This window comes from Streptomyces sp. NPDC059477, from assembly GCF_042749375.1.
In the GTDB taxonomy this organism is placed as follows: domain Bacteria; phylum Actinomycetota; class Actinomycetes; order Streptomycetales; family Streptomycetaceae; genus Streptomyces.
The window spans coordinates 165,679-183,231 of sequence record NZ_JBHYUG010000005.1; the positions used below are offsets into that span (position 1 = coordinate 165,679).

Sequence of the window (17,553 nt, forward strand, 5' to 3'; positions counted from 1 at the left end):
CGGGGAACAGGCCCCTCGGAAAAAGGCCGGTACGACGGTCAGAACCGCCGGGTGATCAGCGCCTTCTTCACCTCGGCGATCGCCTTCGTCACCTCGATGCCGCGCGGGCAGGCGTCCGTGCAGTTGAAGGTGGTGCGGCAGCGCCACACGCCGTCGCGGTCGTTGAGGATCTCCAGGCGCTGCTCGCCCGCCTCGTCACGCGAGTCGAAGATGAAGCGGTGGGCGTTGACGATGGCGGCCGGACCGAAGTACTGGCCGTCGTTCCAGAACACCGGGCACGAGGAGGTGCAGGCCGCGCACAGGATGCACTTCGTGGTGTCGTCGAACCGCTCGCGGTCCGCGGCCGACTGGTAGCGCTCGCGGGTCGGCTCGTTGGTGTCCTTGGTGATCAGGAACGGCATCACGTCCCGGTACGCCTGGAAGAACGGCTCCATGTCCACGACCAGGTCCTTCAGGACCGTCAGGCCCTTGATGGGCTCGACCGTGATGGGCTTGTCCGGGCTGAGGTCCTTGATCAGCGTCTTGCAGGCCAGCCGGTTCTTCCCGTTGATCCGCATGGCGTCCGAGCCGCAGATGCCGTGCGCGCAGGAGCGGCGGAAGGTCAGCGTGCCGTCGATGTCCCACTTGATCTTGTGCAGACCGTCGAGGACGCGTTCCTTGGGGTCGATCTCCAGCTGGAAGTCTTCCCAGGTCGCCTCGGCCGAGATCTCGGGGTTGAACCGGCGGACACGGAAGGTGACCGTGATGTACGGCGACGCCGCGGCCTCCGCCTCCACCTTGTCCAGAACGGGGGTTGCCATCAGTACTTACGCTCCATCGGCTGGTAGCGGGTCTGGACGACCGGCTTGTAATCGAGACGGATCGACTCGGTTCCGTCGGCGCCCACCTCGCGGTACGCCATGGTGTGGCGCATGAAGTTGATGTCGTCGCGGTTGGGGTAGTCCTCGCGGTAGTGACCGCCGCGCGACTCCTTGCGGGCCAGCGCGGAGACCGCCATGACCTCGGCCAGATCCAGCAGGTTGCCCAGCTCGATGGCCTCCAGCAGGTCCGTGTTGAACCGCTTGCCCTTGTCCTGGATCGAGACATTGCGGTAGCGCTCGCGCAGCTCCGCGATCTTCTCGACGGCCGTCTTGATGGTCTGCTCGGTGCGGAACACCATGACGTTGGCGTCCATGGTCTCCTGTAGCTCACGGCGCAGTTCCGCGACCCGCTCGGTGCCGGTGGAGGTGCGCAGCCGCTCGATCTGCGCGACGACCTGCGACTCCGGGTTCTCCGGCAGCTCCACGTAGTCGGCCCGCCGGCTGTACTCCGCCGCCGCGATCCCGGCCCGGCGCCCGAACACGTTGATGTCGAGCAGGGAGTTGGTGCCCAGCCGGTTGGCGCCGTGCACCGACACACAGGCGACCTCGCCGGCCGCGTACAGACCCGGGACGACGGTGGTGTTGTCGGACAGCACCTCGCCCTCGACATTGGTCGGGATGCCGCCCATCGCGTAGTGCGCGGTGGGCTGGATCGGGATCGGGTCGGTGTACGGCTCGATGCCCAGGTAGGTGCGCGCGAACTCGGTGATGTCGGGCAGCTTGGCGTCCAGCTGCTCCGGCGGCAGGTGCGTGAGGTCGAGGTAGACGTGGTCGCCCTCGGGACCGCAGCCGCGTCCCTCGCGGATCTCCGTGTAGATGGACCGCGAGACGACGTCACGGGACGCCAGGTCCTTCATGACCGGCGCGTACTTCTCCATGAAGCGCTCGCCGTCCTTGTTGCGCAGGATGCCGCCCTCACCGCGGGCGCCCTCCGTCAGCAGGATGCCCATGCGCCAGATGCCGGTCGGGTGGAACTGGAAGAACTCCATGTCCTCCAGCGGCAGCCCGCGCCGGTACACGGCCGCCTGGCCGTCACCGGTCAGCGTGTGCGCGTTCGACGTCACCTTGAAGAACTTGCCGCAGCCGCCGGACGCGTAGATCACGGCCTTCGCCTGGAAGACATGGATCTCGCCGGTGGCGAGTTCGTAGGCCACCACGCCCGCCGACCGCTGCACGCCGTCGACCTCGGTGATCAGCTGGTCCAGGACGTAGAACTCGTTGTAGAACTCCACGCCCTCCTTCACGCAGTTCTGGTACAGCGTCTGGAGGATCATGTGGCCGGTGCGGTCGGCCGCGTAGCAGGAGCGGCGGACCGGCGCCTCGCCGTGGTTGCGGGAGTGCCCGCCGAAGCGGCGCTGGTCGATGGTGCCGTTCGGGGTGCGGTTGAACGGCAGGCCCATCTTCTCCAGGTCGAGGACCGAGTCGATGGCCTCCTTCGCCAGGATCTCGGCGGCGTCCTGGTCGACCAGGTAGTCACCGCCCTTGACCGTGTCGAAGGTGTGCCACTCCCAGTTGTCCTCCTCCACATTGGCCAGCGCGGCGGCCATGCCGCCCTGCGCGGCGCCCGTGTGGGAGCGGGTGGGGTAGAGCTTGGTCAGCACGGCGGTGCGGCTGCGCTTCGTCGACTCGATGGCGGCGCGCATGCCCGCGCCACCGGCGCCGACGATGACGGTGTCGTACTTGTGGATCTTCATGAGTCTCGTAACCCCGTGCCTAGCGGATGTTCGGGTCGAAGGTGAAGATCACCAGCGTGCCCAGCAGGATGGTGAACACCGTGGCGGTGTACAGCAGGCCCTTGAGCCACAGCCGTGTGCCGGCGCGCTCCGCGTAGTCGTTGATGATCACGCGCAGACCGTTGGTGCCGTGCAGCATCGCGAGCCACAGCATCAGCAGGTCCCAGACCTGCCAGAACGGGGAGGCCCAGCGGCCCGCCACGAAGGCGAAGCCGATCTTGGAGACACCGCCGTCCAGCACCAGCTGGATCAGCAGATGGCCGATGACCAGGACGACCAGCACGACACCGGACAGCCGCATGAAGAGCCAGGCGGCCATCTCGAAGTTGCCGCGCGTGGAACGCGGGGTCTTCTTGGTGCGCTGCCGCGGCGGCTCGATGAGCGGCGCGGGGTTGTCGACCGTGTAGACGGGCGCGCTCTCGACGGGACCGATCCCGGAGGCGAGGTTCTCAGTCGTGGACATGCGCGTCAGCTCCCGAACACTTCACGAGCGGCGTGGCCGAGGACGGGGTAGATCGCCCCGAGCATCAGCACCACCCAGATGCCCATGACCGTCCAGAGCATCTGCTTCTGATAGCGCGCGCCCTGGGACCAGAAGTCGACGGCGATGACACGCAGGCCGTTGAGCGCGTGGAAGAGGATGGCGGCGACGAGGCCGTACTCCAGCACGGCGACGATCGGCGTCTTGTACGTGGCCACGACCTCGTCGTAGGCCTCGGGGGAGACACGTACGAGAGCGGTGTCCAGCACGTGTACGAACAGGAAGAAGAAGATGAGGACGCCGGTGACTCGATGAGCCACCCATGACCACATTCCTTCCCGGCCGCGGTACAGCGTTCCAGCCGGCACGGAAGTTCCTCCGGGAGCGGGGGTTGGAGCCGCGCCGGCTTGTGCTGTCGGTCGGGCCCGGCCGGGTACGGTCCACCGGCCCCCCGCATGGTATCCACGGTTGCGCTTGCCGCTTAGCGGGGGTGTGGCTGTGTGATCAAAGTGGCACGCGGATGGGGGATTCGCGGCTAATGGGGTGGAATGGGTTGTTGTAGGCCGTCTGAGGGTTCGTCGTGGCTGGTCGCGCCCGCGCGGCGGCAGCCGCAGATCGACTACAGCCCCGCGTCCCTGAGCGCGCTGCCCCTGAGCGCGCTGCTCCTGAGGGCGGTTGCCAGTCGCCCTTTCGCCAGGCGCCGCAGTTCCTCCGCCGTCATCACCCGCTCGTCCTCCTTATCGTTCGTCAAACGTGATCGGAGGGCGGTGAGGGTGTGGTTCAGGGACTCGTTCGGGGGGACTTCGTCCAGGCATATGACGAACACATGGCCGAAGCGGGATTCGTACACGGTGTGGGCCGCGTCCAGGGCGGTGTGGGCCGCGGAGTAGGTGTCGTCCGGCAGGGGCGGGAGGGACTCGCCTGCCAGGGCCTCCGCCAGTTCGGGCCAGGTCAGGTCGTAGGCGGCCTCGTCCGACGCGGCGAGCAGGGAGTCCAGGTCGGGGTAGGGGCGGTGGGCGGCGATCCGCTCGGCCCAGCGCGGGCTGCGCAGACAGGTCAGCAGGGTGCGGCGCGCTTCGGGGGCCGGTGCGGTGTTGAAGCGCTGGAGCGCGGTCGGCGTGTCGGGCGTGGCCGGCGCGGAGCGGGTCTGCTCGGGAAGGAGGCGTGTCACGTCGTAAGTCGGCAGAGGGATGGGCGGGGATGGGGGGAAGAAGGGTGGAGATGGGTGGAGATGGGCGGGCTGGGCGGGTGAAAGAGGTGCCGTCACGGTATCCAGAGTGGTCATTGCGCGTCCGACGGTTATCCGAATTTCACTCGGACGGAAGAGTTTGAGGGCGTACGGGGGACCGGTCGGCATTACGTTGACGAGGTGGGCGAGCACCAGCGCCGGGAACCGGCGCAGACGGACCGGATCGTGCGGCGCAGGGCGCTGCTGATCGCGACCGCCGTGGTCGTGCTCGGCGTCGGCGTCGGACTGTGGGCCACCGGGGGCGACGACAACCCGGTCGGTACGGGCGCGTCCGCCCAGGTCACCCCCAGCGCGGAGCCCAGCCCCAGCCCCACCCCGTCCCGCACCTACGCGTTGTCCCAGGCGCCGCGGACCATACCCGCCGTGCGCTCCCACACCGCGGCCCGCGGGCCCGGCTGGCGGCCCGCGAGCGGCTACCGCGTCGTGGTCGACGATGCCGCGCTGGCCGACGAGGGACAGCTGCTCGCCGGTGAGCTGGGCCTGACGTACGCCGGGGAGCGGACGGACGTGCGCGCCGGGGACGTACGGCTGGCGCTCGGTGGCGAGGAGGGGGCGAACCCGGAGTCGTACGCGATGACCGTGGGCGGGGGGCGGGTGGTGATCAGCGGGCCGGGGGAGGCGGGCGTGTTCTACGGGACGCGGACGCTGAAGCAGGAGGTGGCGGGCGGTGGTACGGCGCCGGAGGGCGTCGTGCGGGACGAGCCGGCCAAGCCGCGGCGCGGGTTCATGCTGGACATCGCGCGCAAGCCGTTCACCGCGGACTGGATCGAGGACCGGGTACGGGAACTCGGCGATCTGAAGTTCAACGAACTGGGCCTGCACTTCTCCGACGACCAGGGCTTCCGGATCGCGTCGGACACCCACCCGGAGATCGTGTCCAAGGTCCATCTGACCACGGCGCAGGTGCGGGAGATCGTCGCGCTGGCGGAGAGCCGGCACATCACCGTCGTACCGGAGATCGACTCGCCGGGGCATCTCGGCGCGGTGCTCAAGGCCCATCCCGAGCTGCAACTGCGCAACGCGAGCGGGGTGGCGGCGACGGGCGCGGTGGACATCGCGAATCCGGACGCGGCGGCCCTCATCGACGAACTGCTCGACGAGTACGCCGGGCTGTTCCCGGGCAGCCAGTGGCATCTGGGGGGTGACGAGTACCGGGCGCTGACCGTGCCCGACCCCGAGGCGTCCTACCCGGGCCTGGCGAGCGCCGCGCGAGCGGAGTACGGGCCCGGCGGGACCATCGCCGACCTCGCCACCGGCTGGCTGAACGACCGCGCCGCCACCGTCCGCGCCCACGACCGCACCCCCCGCGCCTGGAACGACGGCTTCTACGCCGGTACGTCCGTGACCCCGGACGACGACATCATCGCCGCGTACTGGACGGGCAAGGAGATCGGCGCCCGGGAGCCCGTGGAGTACCTGCGCACCGGCCGGGACGTGCTCAACTACAACGACGAGTTCCTCTACTACGTGCTCGGCGAACCGCAGACGTTCGTCTATCCGACCGGGCAGCGGATCTACGAGCAGTGGACCCCCCGGGTGCTGCGCGGCACCGGCGCGGTCGCCGCCCGCTACGAGGACCAGATACTCGGCGGCTCCTTCGCGGTGTGGTGCGACATCGCGGGCGCCCAGACCCAGGACCAGGTCGCCGCGGGCATCCGGATGCCGCTGCGGGCCACCGTCCAGAAACTGTGGGACCCCGACCGGCCGGACCTGACCTGGCAGGAGTTCCGGACCCTGGCCGACCGGGTGGGCTGAGGCGGGGCGCGCGGGGGAGGGGCCGCCGGCGTTCGATCGGGCGGGGATTGCCGGATCCGGCTGCGGAGCCGCGTGCGGCTGTGATGTATTCCGTACGACCGTTGTGCGGTGTTCCGTGCGGGTGTGCGGGGCCGAGACCGGGGGGAACCGGAGATGGGCTACTGGGGGTACTTCGTCGTGGGGCGCGGCGAGCGACCGCTCGGGGAGTACGCGGCGCTGGCGGGGGTGCCGGAGCTTCGGCCGTACCGGTCGGCGCCCGGCGGCTGGCAGGTGTGGGAGTACCCGGGCGGGGACGGCGAGGTCGGCAGCATGAACGCGCTCGCGCTGGAGAGCGGGGCGCCCGCCCTCTTCGGGTACGTCATGGACAGCGCCTGTGTGGTGGTGGAGGCGGCGGCACCGGAGAGCGGGGCGTGGAGCAGCTGTCTGGTACGGGCCGCGATGGCCGGGTATCTCGGCGCCGAGTCGGAGGGGCTCACCCTGGAGGACTACTTCCTGGAGCCGCGTGACGCCGCCGAGCGGTCGGTCGCCTGGGCGGCGGAGGCCGGGCACACGGTGGGGGCGCGGGATCTGGTCGAGGTGTTCACCGCCGGGGCCGATGAGGAGAGGGATGCGGACGCGGGGGGTGTGGGAGGGGGTGTTGCGGGGGGTGATGATGCCTTCGACGCCTCTGACGCCTCTGACGCCTCTGACGCCTCTGACGCCTCTGATGCCTCTGACGCATCCGATGCCTTCGATGCCGAACCGTTGGCCGAGGCGCTGTTCTTCCGGCTGCTGGACCGGCTGGGCGTCGTACCGCACTCCCCGTAGACCCGACGCGCCGTCACCGGCCGCTGTGACACTCCACGCCGGTCGCACGCGGTAGGGGACGTGCGGGCTCGGCGACGGTGGTGCCTCGGACCCTGAGGCGTGGATGAGCCTTCTCCTGGTACGGCGGCGGCGGACTGCGCCGAGTGCTGGAGGTGTCCACGGAGGGACGGCGGGGGCTGCGCGCGGCGGTGTCCCGGCGGGCCCGGTACGCCCAGGGGCCGGGCCTTTCTGCCGCCGTCCCATGATCGCTGTGACGAAATGCCTGGCCGCAGCGCTCTTGTGAATGTGACGAGTTCGAGTTCGAGTTCGAGTGAGACCGGCGATACCGGTACCGCCTCCCCCCGGCCCTCCGCCGCGGCCAAGCCCGTGCGGTGGGCCGCCGATGTCGTGTCCACGCTGCGCGAGGGCGCCCGGCTGCGCCTCGACTACACGGCACAGTCCCTGTGGCGCGCGGACCGGCTGATCGACGAACTGCGCCGGGAGGGCACCCCGTACGCCGCCGCCGAGCAGGTGCTGCGCGGGTTAGGCGCGTACGCGGGTGAGGTGATCGTGCGTCAGACCGGTGCCGAGTGGTGGGCGAGCGGCGGTGACCACTGGGTCCGTACGCCGGACGGGCGGTTGTGGGACCCGATCGATGAGGCGCGGCGATGTTTCACCGAGGACGGGTCGCTGCGGTTGCTGTGCCGGGATGCCACGGCGGGGCGTTAGCGGGGGCGGGGGTGCTGCCGCTGGGCGTGGGTGGGGTGGGGTGGGGTGGGGACAGGCTGGCGGGGCGTCGGTCGTCGGCGGTATTTCCGCGTAGGGGGCGGCCTTGGAGTGGCCGAGGCCGGTGATGGTGAAGGAGAACCCGGTCCTCAGGCCGGGCCCGTACGGTACGGCGACCTGCCCGCGGTCGGTGTCGTCGGCGTCGTCCTCGCCGGTGGGCGGGGCGCGCGCCATGTCCGATACGGAGGCGCCGGCGTGGGCGAGCAGAGGACGCCAGGGCGCGGTGGTCACGCGTTGATTGTGCAGAGGCCCCGTGCGCGGCGAATGTTGCCTGGTCGGAGGCGAGGGAGCCGTGGCAACGGCCGAGGCCGCCACCCCCCACAGGAGAGGCCCCGGCCGTCGCGCGGCACGGGCCGCGCGGCGGCCCGTACTACCTTCAGCGCCATAGGTGCGTTTTCTGTCACACCCCATCTCGTCACGAGTTAGTTGCATCTTTTACCGTCATGGACGGGGAGCGGTTTCAAGACGTAACGTGCCTTTCGCGCCGAAGGCCCAGAGGGATAAAGGCCACGAGGGACGAAGGACCAGGGGACCCACCGACCGACCACGACGGCAAGCACCCGCACCGCACCGGCGGTACGGGTCCAGGCGCAGAGAGGGCGCGCGTGTGCTGGGGGACGACGCCGAGTTGACCGCCTCCGTGCTTGCGGCACAGAACGGGGACGAGACCGCGTTCCGGACTGTGTACCGCACGGTGCACCCGCGGCTGCTCGGATACATACGCACACTCGTCGGCGATCCCGACGCCGAGGACGTGGCCTCCGAGGCATGGCTCCAGATAGCGCGCGACCTGGAACGCTTCAGCGGGGACGCCGACCGGTTCCGCGGCTGGGCCGCCCGGATAGCCCGTAACCGCGCGCTGGACCACATACGCATGCGGGGCCGCCGCCCCGCGATAGGCGGTGACGAGGCCGAACTGACCGGCAGACCGGCCGACTCCGACACCGCGGGCGAGGCCATCGAGGCCCTCGCCACCGGCCGCACCCTCTCCCTCATCGCCCGGCTGCCGCAGGACCAGGCCGAGGCCGTCGTCCTGCGGGTCGTCGTGGGACTCGACGCCAAGACCGCCGCCGAGACACTCGGCAAACGCGCGGGCGCCGTCCGCACCGCCGCCCACCGGGGGCTCAAGCGGCTCGCCGAACTCATCGGCGACGATCCGGAATCGGCCGACGCCCTCGACGCCCTCCCCGCCCAGCGGGAACCGCACCATCGTGCGGTGACGTCCGCGAGTGTGACGCATTCGCGATCGCGGACGCAGAAGGACATGTGATGGCCGACGAGCACTTCAGATGGCTGGACCGCGAAACGGTGGAGCGCCTGCTGCGCGGAGAGCCTCTGGAAGCTCTCGACGACGACGCCCGCGACCAGGCCGACCGGCTCGCGCAGGCACTGGGCGCACTGTCCCCGCCCACCCCTCTGACCAGCGAGGAACTCCCCGGCGAGGCCGCCGCGCTGGCCGCCTTCCGCAAAGCGCGCGCCGATCTCGGCGAGGCCGACTGCCCCTTCACCGGCGATCTTGCCGCCCCCCGCACCTCCGACGCCGGGCTCATCCGGATCGGTGGCCGTTCCTCGCGCCGGGGCAACCCGGCGGCCCGCGGGGATTGCGATCCGGTGCCCCGCCGGGGCCGTCAGCTGCGGCTCGGCCTGGCCGCCGCGCTGGCCGTCGTGATGATCGGCGGCATCAGCGCCGCCGCCGCAACCGGAGTGCTGCCGACGCCGTTCGACGACAAGGTCGGCCCGGGGCCCGCCGCCACCGTCCCGACCCAGCCGCCCACCGGCGCCCCGGCATCCACGCCCTCACCGACGCCCGCCGAGCCCGGCCAGAAGTCCGCGCCCCCCGCCGACGCCGATCCCGGCTCCGTTCCCCAGCCCGGCAAGGGGCCCTCCACCGCACCCTCCGACCCCGTGGAGGACACGGACAGCGACGCCCCGTCCGGCGGTACCAGCGCGGAGACGAAAGACAAGAAAGAGAAAGAAGAGAAGGAAGAGAAAGAGGAAAAGGACAAGAAGGAGAAGAGCGAGAAGGAGGTGAAGGAGACGAAGGTGAAGGAAACGAAGGAGGCGAAGGAGTCGAAGGGCGTGGACGGTGTTGTCGGTACGTCCCAGAAGGCCGGCGATGAGGGTGGCCAGGAATCGGGCTGGGGGCGTGACGGTGACTGGGGCGGTGCATCCGCAGGCGGGGGAGACGGTCGCTGGAGCGGCAGCGGCAGCGGTGACGGCAGCGGTGACGGAGAAACCGGCCGCTGGGGCACGCAGGCCGAGCGTGGTGCGTCATCCGCCGCGCAGGGCACCGAGCGCGAGGCCGAGCGGCGGCGCGGCCGGTCCGGTGCCGGTGAATCGGGCTCGGGCCCGGCCCCGATCACCGTACCGTCGCCCTGACAACGCTGTCGCGTGACCCTTGAGCCGCCTGCCCGTCATCCCTCCTGACCTGCGCTTTCATAGTGGCGAAAAGTTTCTTCTCGTACGGTGTGACACTTTCGGGCCGGGTGACGCAGTAGTAGGTGAGCCGACTGGTCATCGGCCCTTTGCACAGTGCCGGGGTTCCCCCCGTACCTGCGGCACGTGCACTCGGCGCGGGCGGGACACGTTCCCCCGGTCCCGTCCGCGCCCCATCTCCCCTCGCCCCGCGCCCGCTCCATTCGGCGTCACCAGTGGACGACGACCTTGTCCCCGTTCTTCACCTGCGTGAACAGGTCGGCGATCAGCTTCTCGTCCCGGACGTTGACACAGCCGTGCGAGGCGCCCGCGTAGCCCTGGGCGGCGAAGTCGGACGAGTAGTGGACGGCCTGGCCGCCGCTGAAGAACATGGCGTACGGCATGGGAGAGTCATAGAGCGTCGACACATGGTCGCGGGATTTCCAGTAGACCTGGAAGACACCTTCGCGGGTCGGGGTGTACTCCGAGCCGAACCGCACCTCGGTGGTCGTGACGGTCCGTCCGTCCACCATCCAGCGCAGTGTGCGGCTGGACTTGCTCACGCACAGCACCCGTCCGGTCATACAGCGCGGGTCGGGCATGTCCGGCTGCTGGCCGCCCATCAGATACAGCTCCCACTGTCCGGGCTCCTTCGTCATGCCCAGCAGCCGCTGCCAGGTGACGGTGTCCGTCTCGCCGGTGGGCGGTAGCCCGCGCTTGCCCTGGAAGCCCTTGACCGCGCGCTCGGTCAGATCGTCGTAGGTCCCCGTCGGCCCGTCGAACAGCCAGGCGACCTGACGCAGCCGGGCCTGGAGTTCGCGCACGTCACGGCCGGTGTCGCCGCGGGTCCACAGCGCGGGGGCGGGGGCGGGGGGTGGCTGTGGGGGTGGGGCCGGGGTTCGCTCGGGGGACGCCGAAGGGGTGGGTGCCGAGGGGGTGGGCGGTGCGGCGGCCCCGGGGCCGGGGGTGGTGCCGGTGGCATCGACGCGTTCCGGGGACACCGGTTTGCTGTCCGCGCCCTCCGTCTGGACGGTGCACGCACCGACCGTCGTCAGCACCGCCACCGCGGCGAGCGCCCGCCCCCTGCCGTACCTCCGCATGTGCGGCCCTTTCGTTCGCGTGCGTCAGCGGTGGACCCGGTTGGGTGCCCTCCGTGTCACCTGAGATGTTCCCCGCACACGACAGGTTGCGAACGGCACGGCATCGTGGGGAGGGCGCAGGACCACGCTTCTGGCGGGACCGAGGGCACCGGGAACACCCGGGACACGCAGGACATGGGGACACCCAGGACATGGGGACACCCGGGACACGGGGACACGAGCACGGCGGAGGCACACCATGGCACGTGAGGTGGAACGGGAGTCGGCACCGCAGACGGCACGTGACCGGGCACGGGAACCGGCACCTGAGTCGGCAAGCGAACCGGCACGCGAACCGGCACCTGAGACGGCGTCTGCCATGGCCCGTGAGTCGGAGTCCGGGCTGCCCATCGAACCGGTGTACGGCCCGGACGTCCTGACCGGGTGGGACCCGGCGGTACGGCTGGGGGAGCCCGGGGCGTACCCCTTCACCCGCGGGGTGTACCCCACGATGTACACGGGCCGCCCCTGGACCATGCGCCAGTACGCGGGCTTCGGTACGGCGGCGGAGTCGAACGCCCGCTACCAGCGGCTGATCGCCCATGGCACCAGCGGACTGTCGGTGGCGTTCGACCTGCCCACCCAGATGGGGTACGACAGCGACGCCCCGCTCGCCCGTGGCGAGGTCGGCAAGGTGGGCGTGGCCATCGACTCGATCGAGGACATGCGGGTCCTGTTCGCCGGTATCCCGCTCGGCGAGGTCTCCACCTCCATGACGATCAACGCCCCGGCGGCGCTGCTCCTCCTGCTGTACCAGTTGGTCGCCGAGGAGCAGGGCGTCCCCGCGCACCGGCTGACCGGCACGGTCCAGAACGACGTACTGAAGGAGTACATCGCGCGGGGGACGTACATCTTCCCGCCGAAGCCGTCGCTGCGGCTGACCGCCGACATCTTCCGGTACTGCGGGGCCGAGATGCCGAGGTGGAACACCATCTCGATCTCCGGCTACCACATGGCCGAGGCGGGCGCGTCACCCGCGCAGGAGATCGCGTTCACGCTGGCCGACGGCATCGAGTACGTGCGGACGGCCGTTGCCGCCGGGATGGACATCGACGACTTCGCGCCGCGCCTGTCCTTCTTCTTCGTGGCGCGTACGACGCTGCTGGAGGAGGTCGCCAAGTTCCGCGCGGCGCGGCGGATCTGGGCGCGGGTGATGCGCGCGGAGTTCGGGGCGCGCGACCCGAGGTCGATGATGCTGCGCTTCCACACCCAGACGGCCGGGGTGCAGCTGACGGCCCAGCAGCCGGAGGTGAACCTGGTCCGGGTCGCCGTACAGGCGCTCGGGGCGGTGCTCGGCGGCACCCAGTCGCTGCACACCAACTCCTTCGACGAGGCGATCGCGCTGCCGACGGACAAGGCGGCCCGGCTGGCGCTGCGGACCCAGCAGGTGCTGGCGTACGAGACGGATGTGCCGGCGACCGTGGACCCGTTCGCCGGGTCCTACGCCGTGGAGAGCCTGACGGACGCCGTGGAGGCCGCCGCGCTGGAGCTGATGGCGAGGGTCGAGGACCTGGGCGGGGCGGTGTCCGCCATCGAACAGGGTTTCCAGAAGTCCGAGATCGAGCGCAGCGCCTATCGCATCGCCCAGGAGACGGACGCGGGTGAGCGGGTGGTGGTGGGCGTCAACCGGTTCGCCCTGGACGAGGAGGAGCCGTACGTCCCGCTGCGCGTCGACCCCGCCATCGAGGCCCGCCAGACCGAACGCCTCGCCCGCCTCCGCGCCGACCGCGACACCCGCGCGGTGACGTCCGCCCTCACCACCCTGCGCCGCACCGCCGAGGGCACCGGCAACGTCCTGCCCCCGATGAAGAACGCCCTGCGGGCGCGGGCGACGGTGGGGGAGGTGTGCGGGGCGCTGCGGGAGGTGTGGGGGAAGTACACGCCGACGGAGGTGTTCTGAGCGGGGGTGATGGCTCGTCGGCCTGCCTGGTCGTCGATCGCGGGCACGGTGAGGTGCTGTGCCACGCGGACGGGATGGGAGGGTGCCGTTGCCCGGGAGTGCCGGCGGGGCTGCCGAGGTCTCGGTCGACACCCTCCTGGACGGCTGACCGGGCCGGTCAGTCCACCGTCGCCCGCCGGGGTGTTCGGGCCCTGCGGATCGCCCGGGTGACCAGTGGGGGCAGCAGGTCGTGGGCGAGGCGGCGGGCGCGGCTGCGGGGGCGGCGGGGACCGGGCGCCGGGCGGCGTTGCTGGGGGAACGCTTCTGCGGGGGGCGCGGGCGCGGGCTCCGGATCGGCGTGGCGGGACGGGGGGAACGCGGGGGCGGTCATGCCGTGTCGCGACTTGAGGCGGATCAGGCGGTGGCCGGCCGCCTGCTGGATGCTCAGGTCGCAGTCCTGGCGGGCCCGCACCATCTCCAGCAGCGCGTCCTGCGCCGGTCGCGGGTCGCCCCAGGTGCCGTACAGCTTCTGGGTGGTCAGGCAGATCGGGCGCAGGCCACGGCTGAGCACCGCCTCCCAGGCGGCGACCGAGACGCCGGGGGTGTGCTCGGAGCGGAAGTCGTCGAGGACGACGATCCCGTCGGGGAGCAGCACGTCCTGGGCGGCGCCGATGTCGCCGTGCACGTGCTCGTACAGATGCGAGCCGTCGATGTGCACGAAACGGCAACTGGCGGGGGCGACCTCGCCGGGGACGAGTGAGCTGGGGCCCTGGAGGACGCGGGGCAGTGCGTCGTGGAAGGCCAGGTAGTTCGACTCGAACGCCCGGCGGCTGAGGGAGCCGTACGACTTCACCGACTCGGCCCGGTTGGCGCCGTCGGGCGCGTCGCCCTCGAACAGGTCGCACACCGTGTACCGCTCGCCCTCCTGCCGGTGCCGGCCCAGGAAGATCGCGCTCTTGCCCATGAACACCCCGACCTCCAGCAGATCCCCACGCAGACCGCCGGCCTCCTGGCGGTCCAGGAACCAGTCGAAGAGCAACTGATCCAAGGGCGGGAACCAGCCCTTGACGTCGTCGAGGCGGCGGGGCGGCGGGGGAGGGGCGGTGGTGTGGAGGGTGGAGCCGGGGGTGGCAGGGTGTGGTCGGGTCACGCCTTGTACAGCGGTCATCGGGGGGAGCACTTCCTTGTGCGTGGGTGTGCTGGTGATTTCTCAGCCTCTGCCCAGGCAGCTCACAGAAAACCGACCGGTAGGTGAACAGCGGTGCAATGTCTCCACTCCCCCAGGGAAACTCCATGGTCGGACGGCCCATGAGCCTCATCTGTCACGCATCTTCGTGAAAGCGTTTGATATTCATTCAGGCGGCAGGGGGGAAAGGAAAGCCATGCTCGCTCGGCTTCCACTGGGATATCCGATACTCATGGTGGTCTGCGCCACCGCGCTGTTGAGCCTGGCCATTCATGTGACCATGCGGTTGCCACGGAAGGTGCAGGTCTTTCTGTGGCCGGTCTCCGCCCTCTTCTGCGTCCTCATGATCGGGGACGGCGCGGCCCGACCGCGACCGTTCGATGTCCGGCAGTCGCTGGTGATGTTCGCCTTCGCCTGGGGCGGTCTCGCGCTCGGTCTGCTCCTGCTGGCCGGCCCCCTCCGCGCCTATGGCGTCGAAGCCCGCAGGCCGGGCCCGCCACCTGCGTTCCCGGCCGGGTACGTGTTCGTCCTCTGCATGACGACGGTCACGATGATGGTCCTGGGCTTCTTCCTGGCGACCTGACCCCCTGGCCGCCCGTACCGGTGACCCGGCGTCGCCGCCCGGTGCGCTCAGTGCGCCCGGGTGAGCACTCCCCGCAGCCACGGTGTCATTCGCCGCTCGACATACCGGTACATCAGCCAGGCGAGCAGCAGCATCGCCCCCAGCGTGGCCGCCAGCGTCAGCCAGGACGGCAGGCCGAGGTCCTGGTGCAGGACCTTGATGACCACCCAGCCCAGATGCTCGTGGACGAGGTAGAAGGGGTACGTCAGCGCGCCCGCGACGGTCAGCCAGGGCCAGCTCGCCCAGTTCAGCCAGCCGAGCGCGATGGCGAGGACCGCGAGGAAGCCGAGCGTGACGATGAGGACGATGATGGAGGCCGAGCGGTAGGAGAACTCGTCGACGCGGTGCGCGCGCCACAGGTTCGCGACGGCGTAGTGCTGGCCGGTGAGCCAGCTCACCGCGACGATGCCCCAGGCGAGGGCGTCCCGTCGGTCGCGGTACAGCAGGTAGATGCCCATGCCGCCGATGAAGAAGGGCGCGTACTCGGGCATCAGCAGCAGCGTGAGGAACGGCTCGTCGGCGGCCTGCGCGAGGACCGCCGCCAGGGTCCAGACCGAGCAGAACAGCACCACCCGGTGCCGGGTGACGCCCGGTAGTACCAGGCACAGTGCGAACAGCGCGTAGAAACGAATCTCCACCCACAGCGTCCAGTCGACGCCGAGCACCCGGTGCGCGCCCACCGGCTCCTGGAGGAGCGTCAGATTGACCAGCGCCTCGCTCGGCGTCACCGCCTCGTACATCACGGCGGGCAGCGCGAACACCGCCGTCACCAGGACGACGGCCACCCAGTACGCGGGCAGCAGCCGGGAGGCACGCGAGGCGAAGAACGACTTGAGCGGCCGTCCCCAGCCGCTCATGCAGATCACGAACCCGCTGATCACGAAGAAGATCTGCACGCCCAGCGGGCCGTAGGCGAACCATGAGTGGAGGGTGGGGAACTGGTCCTGGGCCGACGACCCCCAGGCGCGGGTCACCTCACCGCCGCGACCGCCGTAGTGGTAGAGCGCCACCATCAGCGCGGCCAGCAGCCGCAGCCCGTCCAGGGCGCGCAGCCGACCGCTGCCCTTGCCCGCGGGGCGTGGCGGGGCACCGGAGACGCGCGACGGCGCGGGCGCGGGCGTGGCGGGTGGGGTCTTGGCTGTGCTGACGACCGTCTCGGTCACGCTCGCATACCTCGGCTACCTCGGATCCGTCCATATCATGTGACGCCAGCAGTCACCCTAGGACGCAAGTTGACGCCCATTCGTTCGATGGCGGTCGGGTTTGCCTACTTGTTCCCAGTAGTTCACCTCGATGCCGGAGTGGGGGTCGGCTCACAGCAGGAGGAAGGCGATCACACAGGCAAAGGCCACTGTCAGCAGCCCGTAGACATTGGCCTTCCATTTCGGGAGGACGTACTTCTCCCCGGCCCGCGCCTTCTGCTCGGACTTGAGCGTCTCGTACCTGATGACGATCAGTACGAGAGTCATTGAGAACGTGCAGGCGGCGAAGATGACCAGCGCCTCTGTTCCGGTCTGGCCCCGGGCACGGCTGTGCGCGACGACGGAGAGCGCACCGAGGACGGGCGCAATCAGCGCGTACGCCGTGGCCCTCCGGTTCCGTACAGCGAAGTGGAACGCCACGACGAACAACGCGGAGGTGGCCACCGCGACGATCCACCACTGCCCCACGCTCAGATGCTGTGCTGCCATGCCGTACCTTCCTGCGCTGTGGGTGGATGGCCCCACCCGGGTCCGCCCACCCACAGCGCGGATGCTCCTCGGCCGGTGGCCGGTCAGCTCCAGTTCAGCCAGCCGAGGACCGCCGTGGTGGTGTCCTCCAGGAAGCCGGACACCTTCGTACCGACCTCGTCTGCGATCCCCGCGAGGCCCGAGACCCGGTCGGAGGCCCAGTCGAGGGCACGGGCCTTGCCGAAGAACAGCGCGCTCGTGGCGAACAGTCCGAGGGATTTGTTGAACTCGTCGCTGCCCCAGCCGGTGGCGAAGCCGGTCGCAATGACGTTCACCCCGCCCGCCACGACCGAGACGCCGCCCGCGACCACGGAGATGGCGCCGAGCAGGGCACCCGGGACCCACCCGGCGGCCGGGACGAACATGAGGATCAGGGCCGCGCCACCCGCGAGCGCCGAAATCGTCCCCGCGACCGTGCTGACACGGCCCGAGTAGGTCGCCCACTCCTCCGCGGTCAGGCCGAGGAACTCACCCTCCTCCTTGACCTTGTTCGTGTCGCTCTCCGGGGTGTCGGCCGGGACGGTGCCGTTCTCCTGAGCCTCCCGTGCCCTGCGCTCGGCCTCCGCCGCTGCCGCGGCGATCTCCTGTTGGCGTTTCTCCCGGGCGATGCGCAGGGCGTCGCTGGCCGCGGCGGCTGCCGTGGCGGCGTCCTGGCCCGCCTGTACCGCCGAGGCGCGGGCGTTCGCGGCGGACGTGGCGGCCGAGGCGGCGGACGCCTGGGCCTGGCCGGCGGAGGCGTACGCCTGGTTCATGGAGTAGTTGGCGCTGCGGGCGGCGGAGCGGGCCACGGCCGCGGCGTCCTCGGCCTGGTTCGCGGAGGCCGCGGCCTGTGCCGCCGACGCGTCGGCGGCTTCGGCGTTGTCCCGTGCCTCGGCCGCCGCGTCCCCCGCGTCCGTGGCGTACCCCACGGCCGTGTCCGCCCAGTCGGCCCG

The 17,553-nt window shown here is 70.6% G+C and carries 15 protein-coding genes and 2 pseudogenes; 7 read left to right on the forward strand and 10 right to left on the reverse strand.

Going from position 1 to position 17,553, the window contains the following annotated elements:
- Nucleotides 1-38: 38 nt before the first annotated feature.
- The 5 genes from ACFXAZ_RS04490 to ACFXAZ_RS04510 form a co-directional block, all read right to left on the reverse strand.
- Nucleotides 39-800 (reverse strand): succinate dehydrogenase iron-sulfur subunit, encoded by a 762-nt coding sequence (locus ACFXAZ_RS04490; protein ID WP_384584891.1) that lies wholly within the window; start codon nt 798-800, stop codon nt 39-41.
- Complete coding sequence (gene sdhA / locus ACFXAZ_RS04495) at nt 800-2,554, reverse strand: succinate dehydrogenase flavoprotein subunit (RefSeq protein WP_384584894.1); 1,755 nt, start codon at nt 2,552-2,554, stop codon at nt 800-802. Before sdhA ends, ACFXAZ_RS04490 begins: the two co-directional genes overlap by 1 nt.
- Nucleotides 2,555-2,573: 19 nt before the next feature.
- Nucleotides 2,574-3,056 carry a succinate dehydrogenase hydrophobic membrane anchor subunit gene (locus tag ACFXAZ_RS04500; RefSeq protein ID WP_384584897.1) on the reverse strand — a complete coding sequence of 161 codons (483 nt, stop codon included), beginning with the start codon at nt 3,054-3,056 and terminating at the stop codon, nt 2,574-2,576.
- Between the two features lie 5 nt (nt 3,057-3,061).
- Nucleotides 3,062-3,442 (reverse strand): succinate dehydrogenase, cytochrome b556 subunit, encoded by a 381-nt coding sequence (gene sdhC, locus ACFXAZ_RS04505; RefSeq protein WP_384584900.1) that lies wholly within the window; start codon nt 3,440-3,442, stop codon nt 3,062-3,064.
- A gap of 251 nt (nt 3,443-3,693) precedes the next feature.
- Nucleotides 3,694-4,359, reverse strand: a complete 666-nt coding sequence (locus ACFXAZ_RS04510; protein ID WP_384584903.1) for a 2-oxo-4-hydroxy-4-carboxy-5-ureidoimidazoline decarboxylase — start codon at nt 4,357-4,359, stop codon at nt 3,694-3,696.
- A gap of 126 nt (nt 4,360-4,485) precedes the next feature.
- Between ACFXAZ_RS04510 and ACFXAZ_RS04515 the strand changes: the two genes are divergently transcribed.
- From ACFXAZ_RS04515 to ACFXAZ_RS04535, 5 genes and pseudogenes are all read left to right on the forward strand, one after another.
- Complete coding sequence (locus ACFXAZ_RS04515) at nt 4,486-6,078, forward strand: glycoside hydrolase family 20 protein (protein WP_384584970.1); 1,593 nt, start codon at nt 4,486-4,488, stop codon at nt 6,076-6,078.
- A 153-nt stretch (nt 6,079-6,231) separates the two neighbouring features.
- Nucleotides 6,232-6,666 (forward strand): annotated as a pseudogene (locus ACFXAZ_RS04520) (hypothetical protein); the annotation flags it as partial.
- 504 nt (nt 6,667-7,170) lie between these two features.
- Nucleotides 7,171-7,593, forward strand: a complete 423-nt coding sequence (locus ACFXAZ_RS04525; RefSeq protein WP_384584906.1) for a hypothetical protein — start codon at nt 7,171-7,173, stop codon at nt 7,591-7,593.
- A gap of 664 nt (nt 7,594-8,257) precedes the next feature.
- Nucleotides 8,258-8,920, forward strand: coding sequence for an RNA polymerase sigma factor (locus ACFXAZ_RS04530; RefSeq protein ID WP_384584909.1), 663 nt, complete (start codon nt 8,258-8,260; stop codon nt 8,918-8,920).
- Nucleotides 8,920-10,029 (forward strand): hypothetical protein, encoded by a 1,110-nt coding sequence (locus ACFXAZ_RS04535; protein WP_384584912.1) that lies wholly within the window; start codon nt 8,920-8,922, stop codon nt 10,027-10,029. The genes ACFXAZ_RS04530 and ACFXAZ_RS04535 overlap by 1 nt, the downstream gene beginning before the upstream one ends.
- A gap of 266 nt (nt 10,030-10,295) precedes the next feature.
- Here ACFXAZ_RS04535 and ACFXAZ_RS04540 read toward each other — a convergent pair whose 3' ends face one another.
- A complete protein-coding gene (locus ACFXAZ_RS04540; RefSeq protein ID WP_384584914.1) occupies nt 10,296-11,165 on the reverse strand; it encodes a L,D-transpeptidase family protein in 870 nt (289 codons plus the stop codon).
- 358 nt (nt 11,166-11,523) lie between these two features.
- Between ACFXAZ_RS04540 and ACFXAZ_RS04545 the strand changes: the two genes are divergently transcribed.
- Complete coding sequence (locus ACFXAZ_RS04545; RefSeq protein WP_384584917.1) at nt 11,524-13,104, forward strand: methylmalonyl-CoA mutase; 1,581 nt, start codon at nt 11,524-11,526, stop codon at nt 13,102-13,104.
- A gap of 157 nt (nt 13,105-13,261) precedes the next feature.
- On the opposite strand, the gene ACFXAZ_RS04550 is transcribed toward ACFXAZ_RS04545, so the two are convergent.
- Nucleotides 13,262-14,251 (reverse strand): class I SAM-dependent methyltransferase, encoded by a 990-nt coding sequence (locus tag ACFXAZ_RS04550; protein ID WP_384584920.1) that lies wholly within the window; start codon nt 14,249-14,251, stop codon nt 13,262-13,264.
- Nucleotides 14,252-14,465: 214 nt separating this feature from the next.
- Here ACFXAZ_RS04550 and ACFXAZ_RS04555 point away from each other — a divergent pair, with 214 nt between their 5' ends.
- Entirely contained in the window at nt 14,466-14,852 is a 387-nt protein-coding gene (locus ACFXAZ_RS04555; RefSeq protein WP_384584923.1) for a hypothetical protein, read from the forward strand.
- Between the two features lie 47 nt (nt 14,853-14,899).
- Here the strand turns inward: ACFXAZ_RS04555 and ACFXAZ_RS04560 are convergent, their stop codons facing one another.
- From ACFXAZ_RS04560 to ACFXAZ_RS04570, 3 genes and pseudogenes are all read right to left on the reverse strand, one after another.
- Nucleotides 14,900-16,054: an acyltransferase family protein gene (locus ACFXAZ_RS04560; protein ID WP_384584926.1), complete on the reverse strand. Its 1,155-nt coding sequence runs from the start codon at nt 16,052-16,054 to the stop codon at nt 14,900-14,902.
- A 150-nt stretch (nt 16,055-16,204) separates the two neighbouring features.
- Nucleotides 16,205-16,582, reverse strand: coding sequence for a hypothetical protein (locus ACFXAZ_RS04565; protein ID WP_384584929.1), 378 nt, complete (start codon nt 16,580-16,582; stop codon nt 16,205-16,207).
- An 83-nt stretch (nt 16,583-16,665) separates the two neighbouring features.
- A pseudogene (locus tag ACFXAZ_RS04570) lies at nt 16,666-17,553 on the reverse strand (hypothetical protein); the annotation flags it as partial.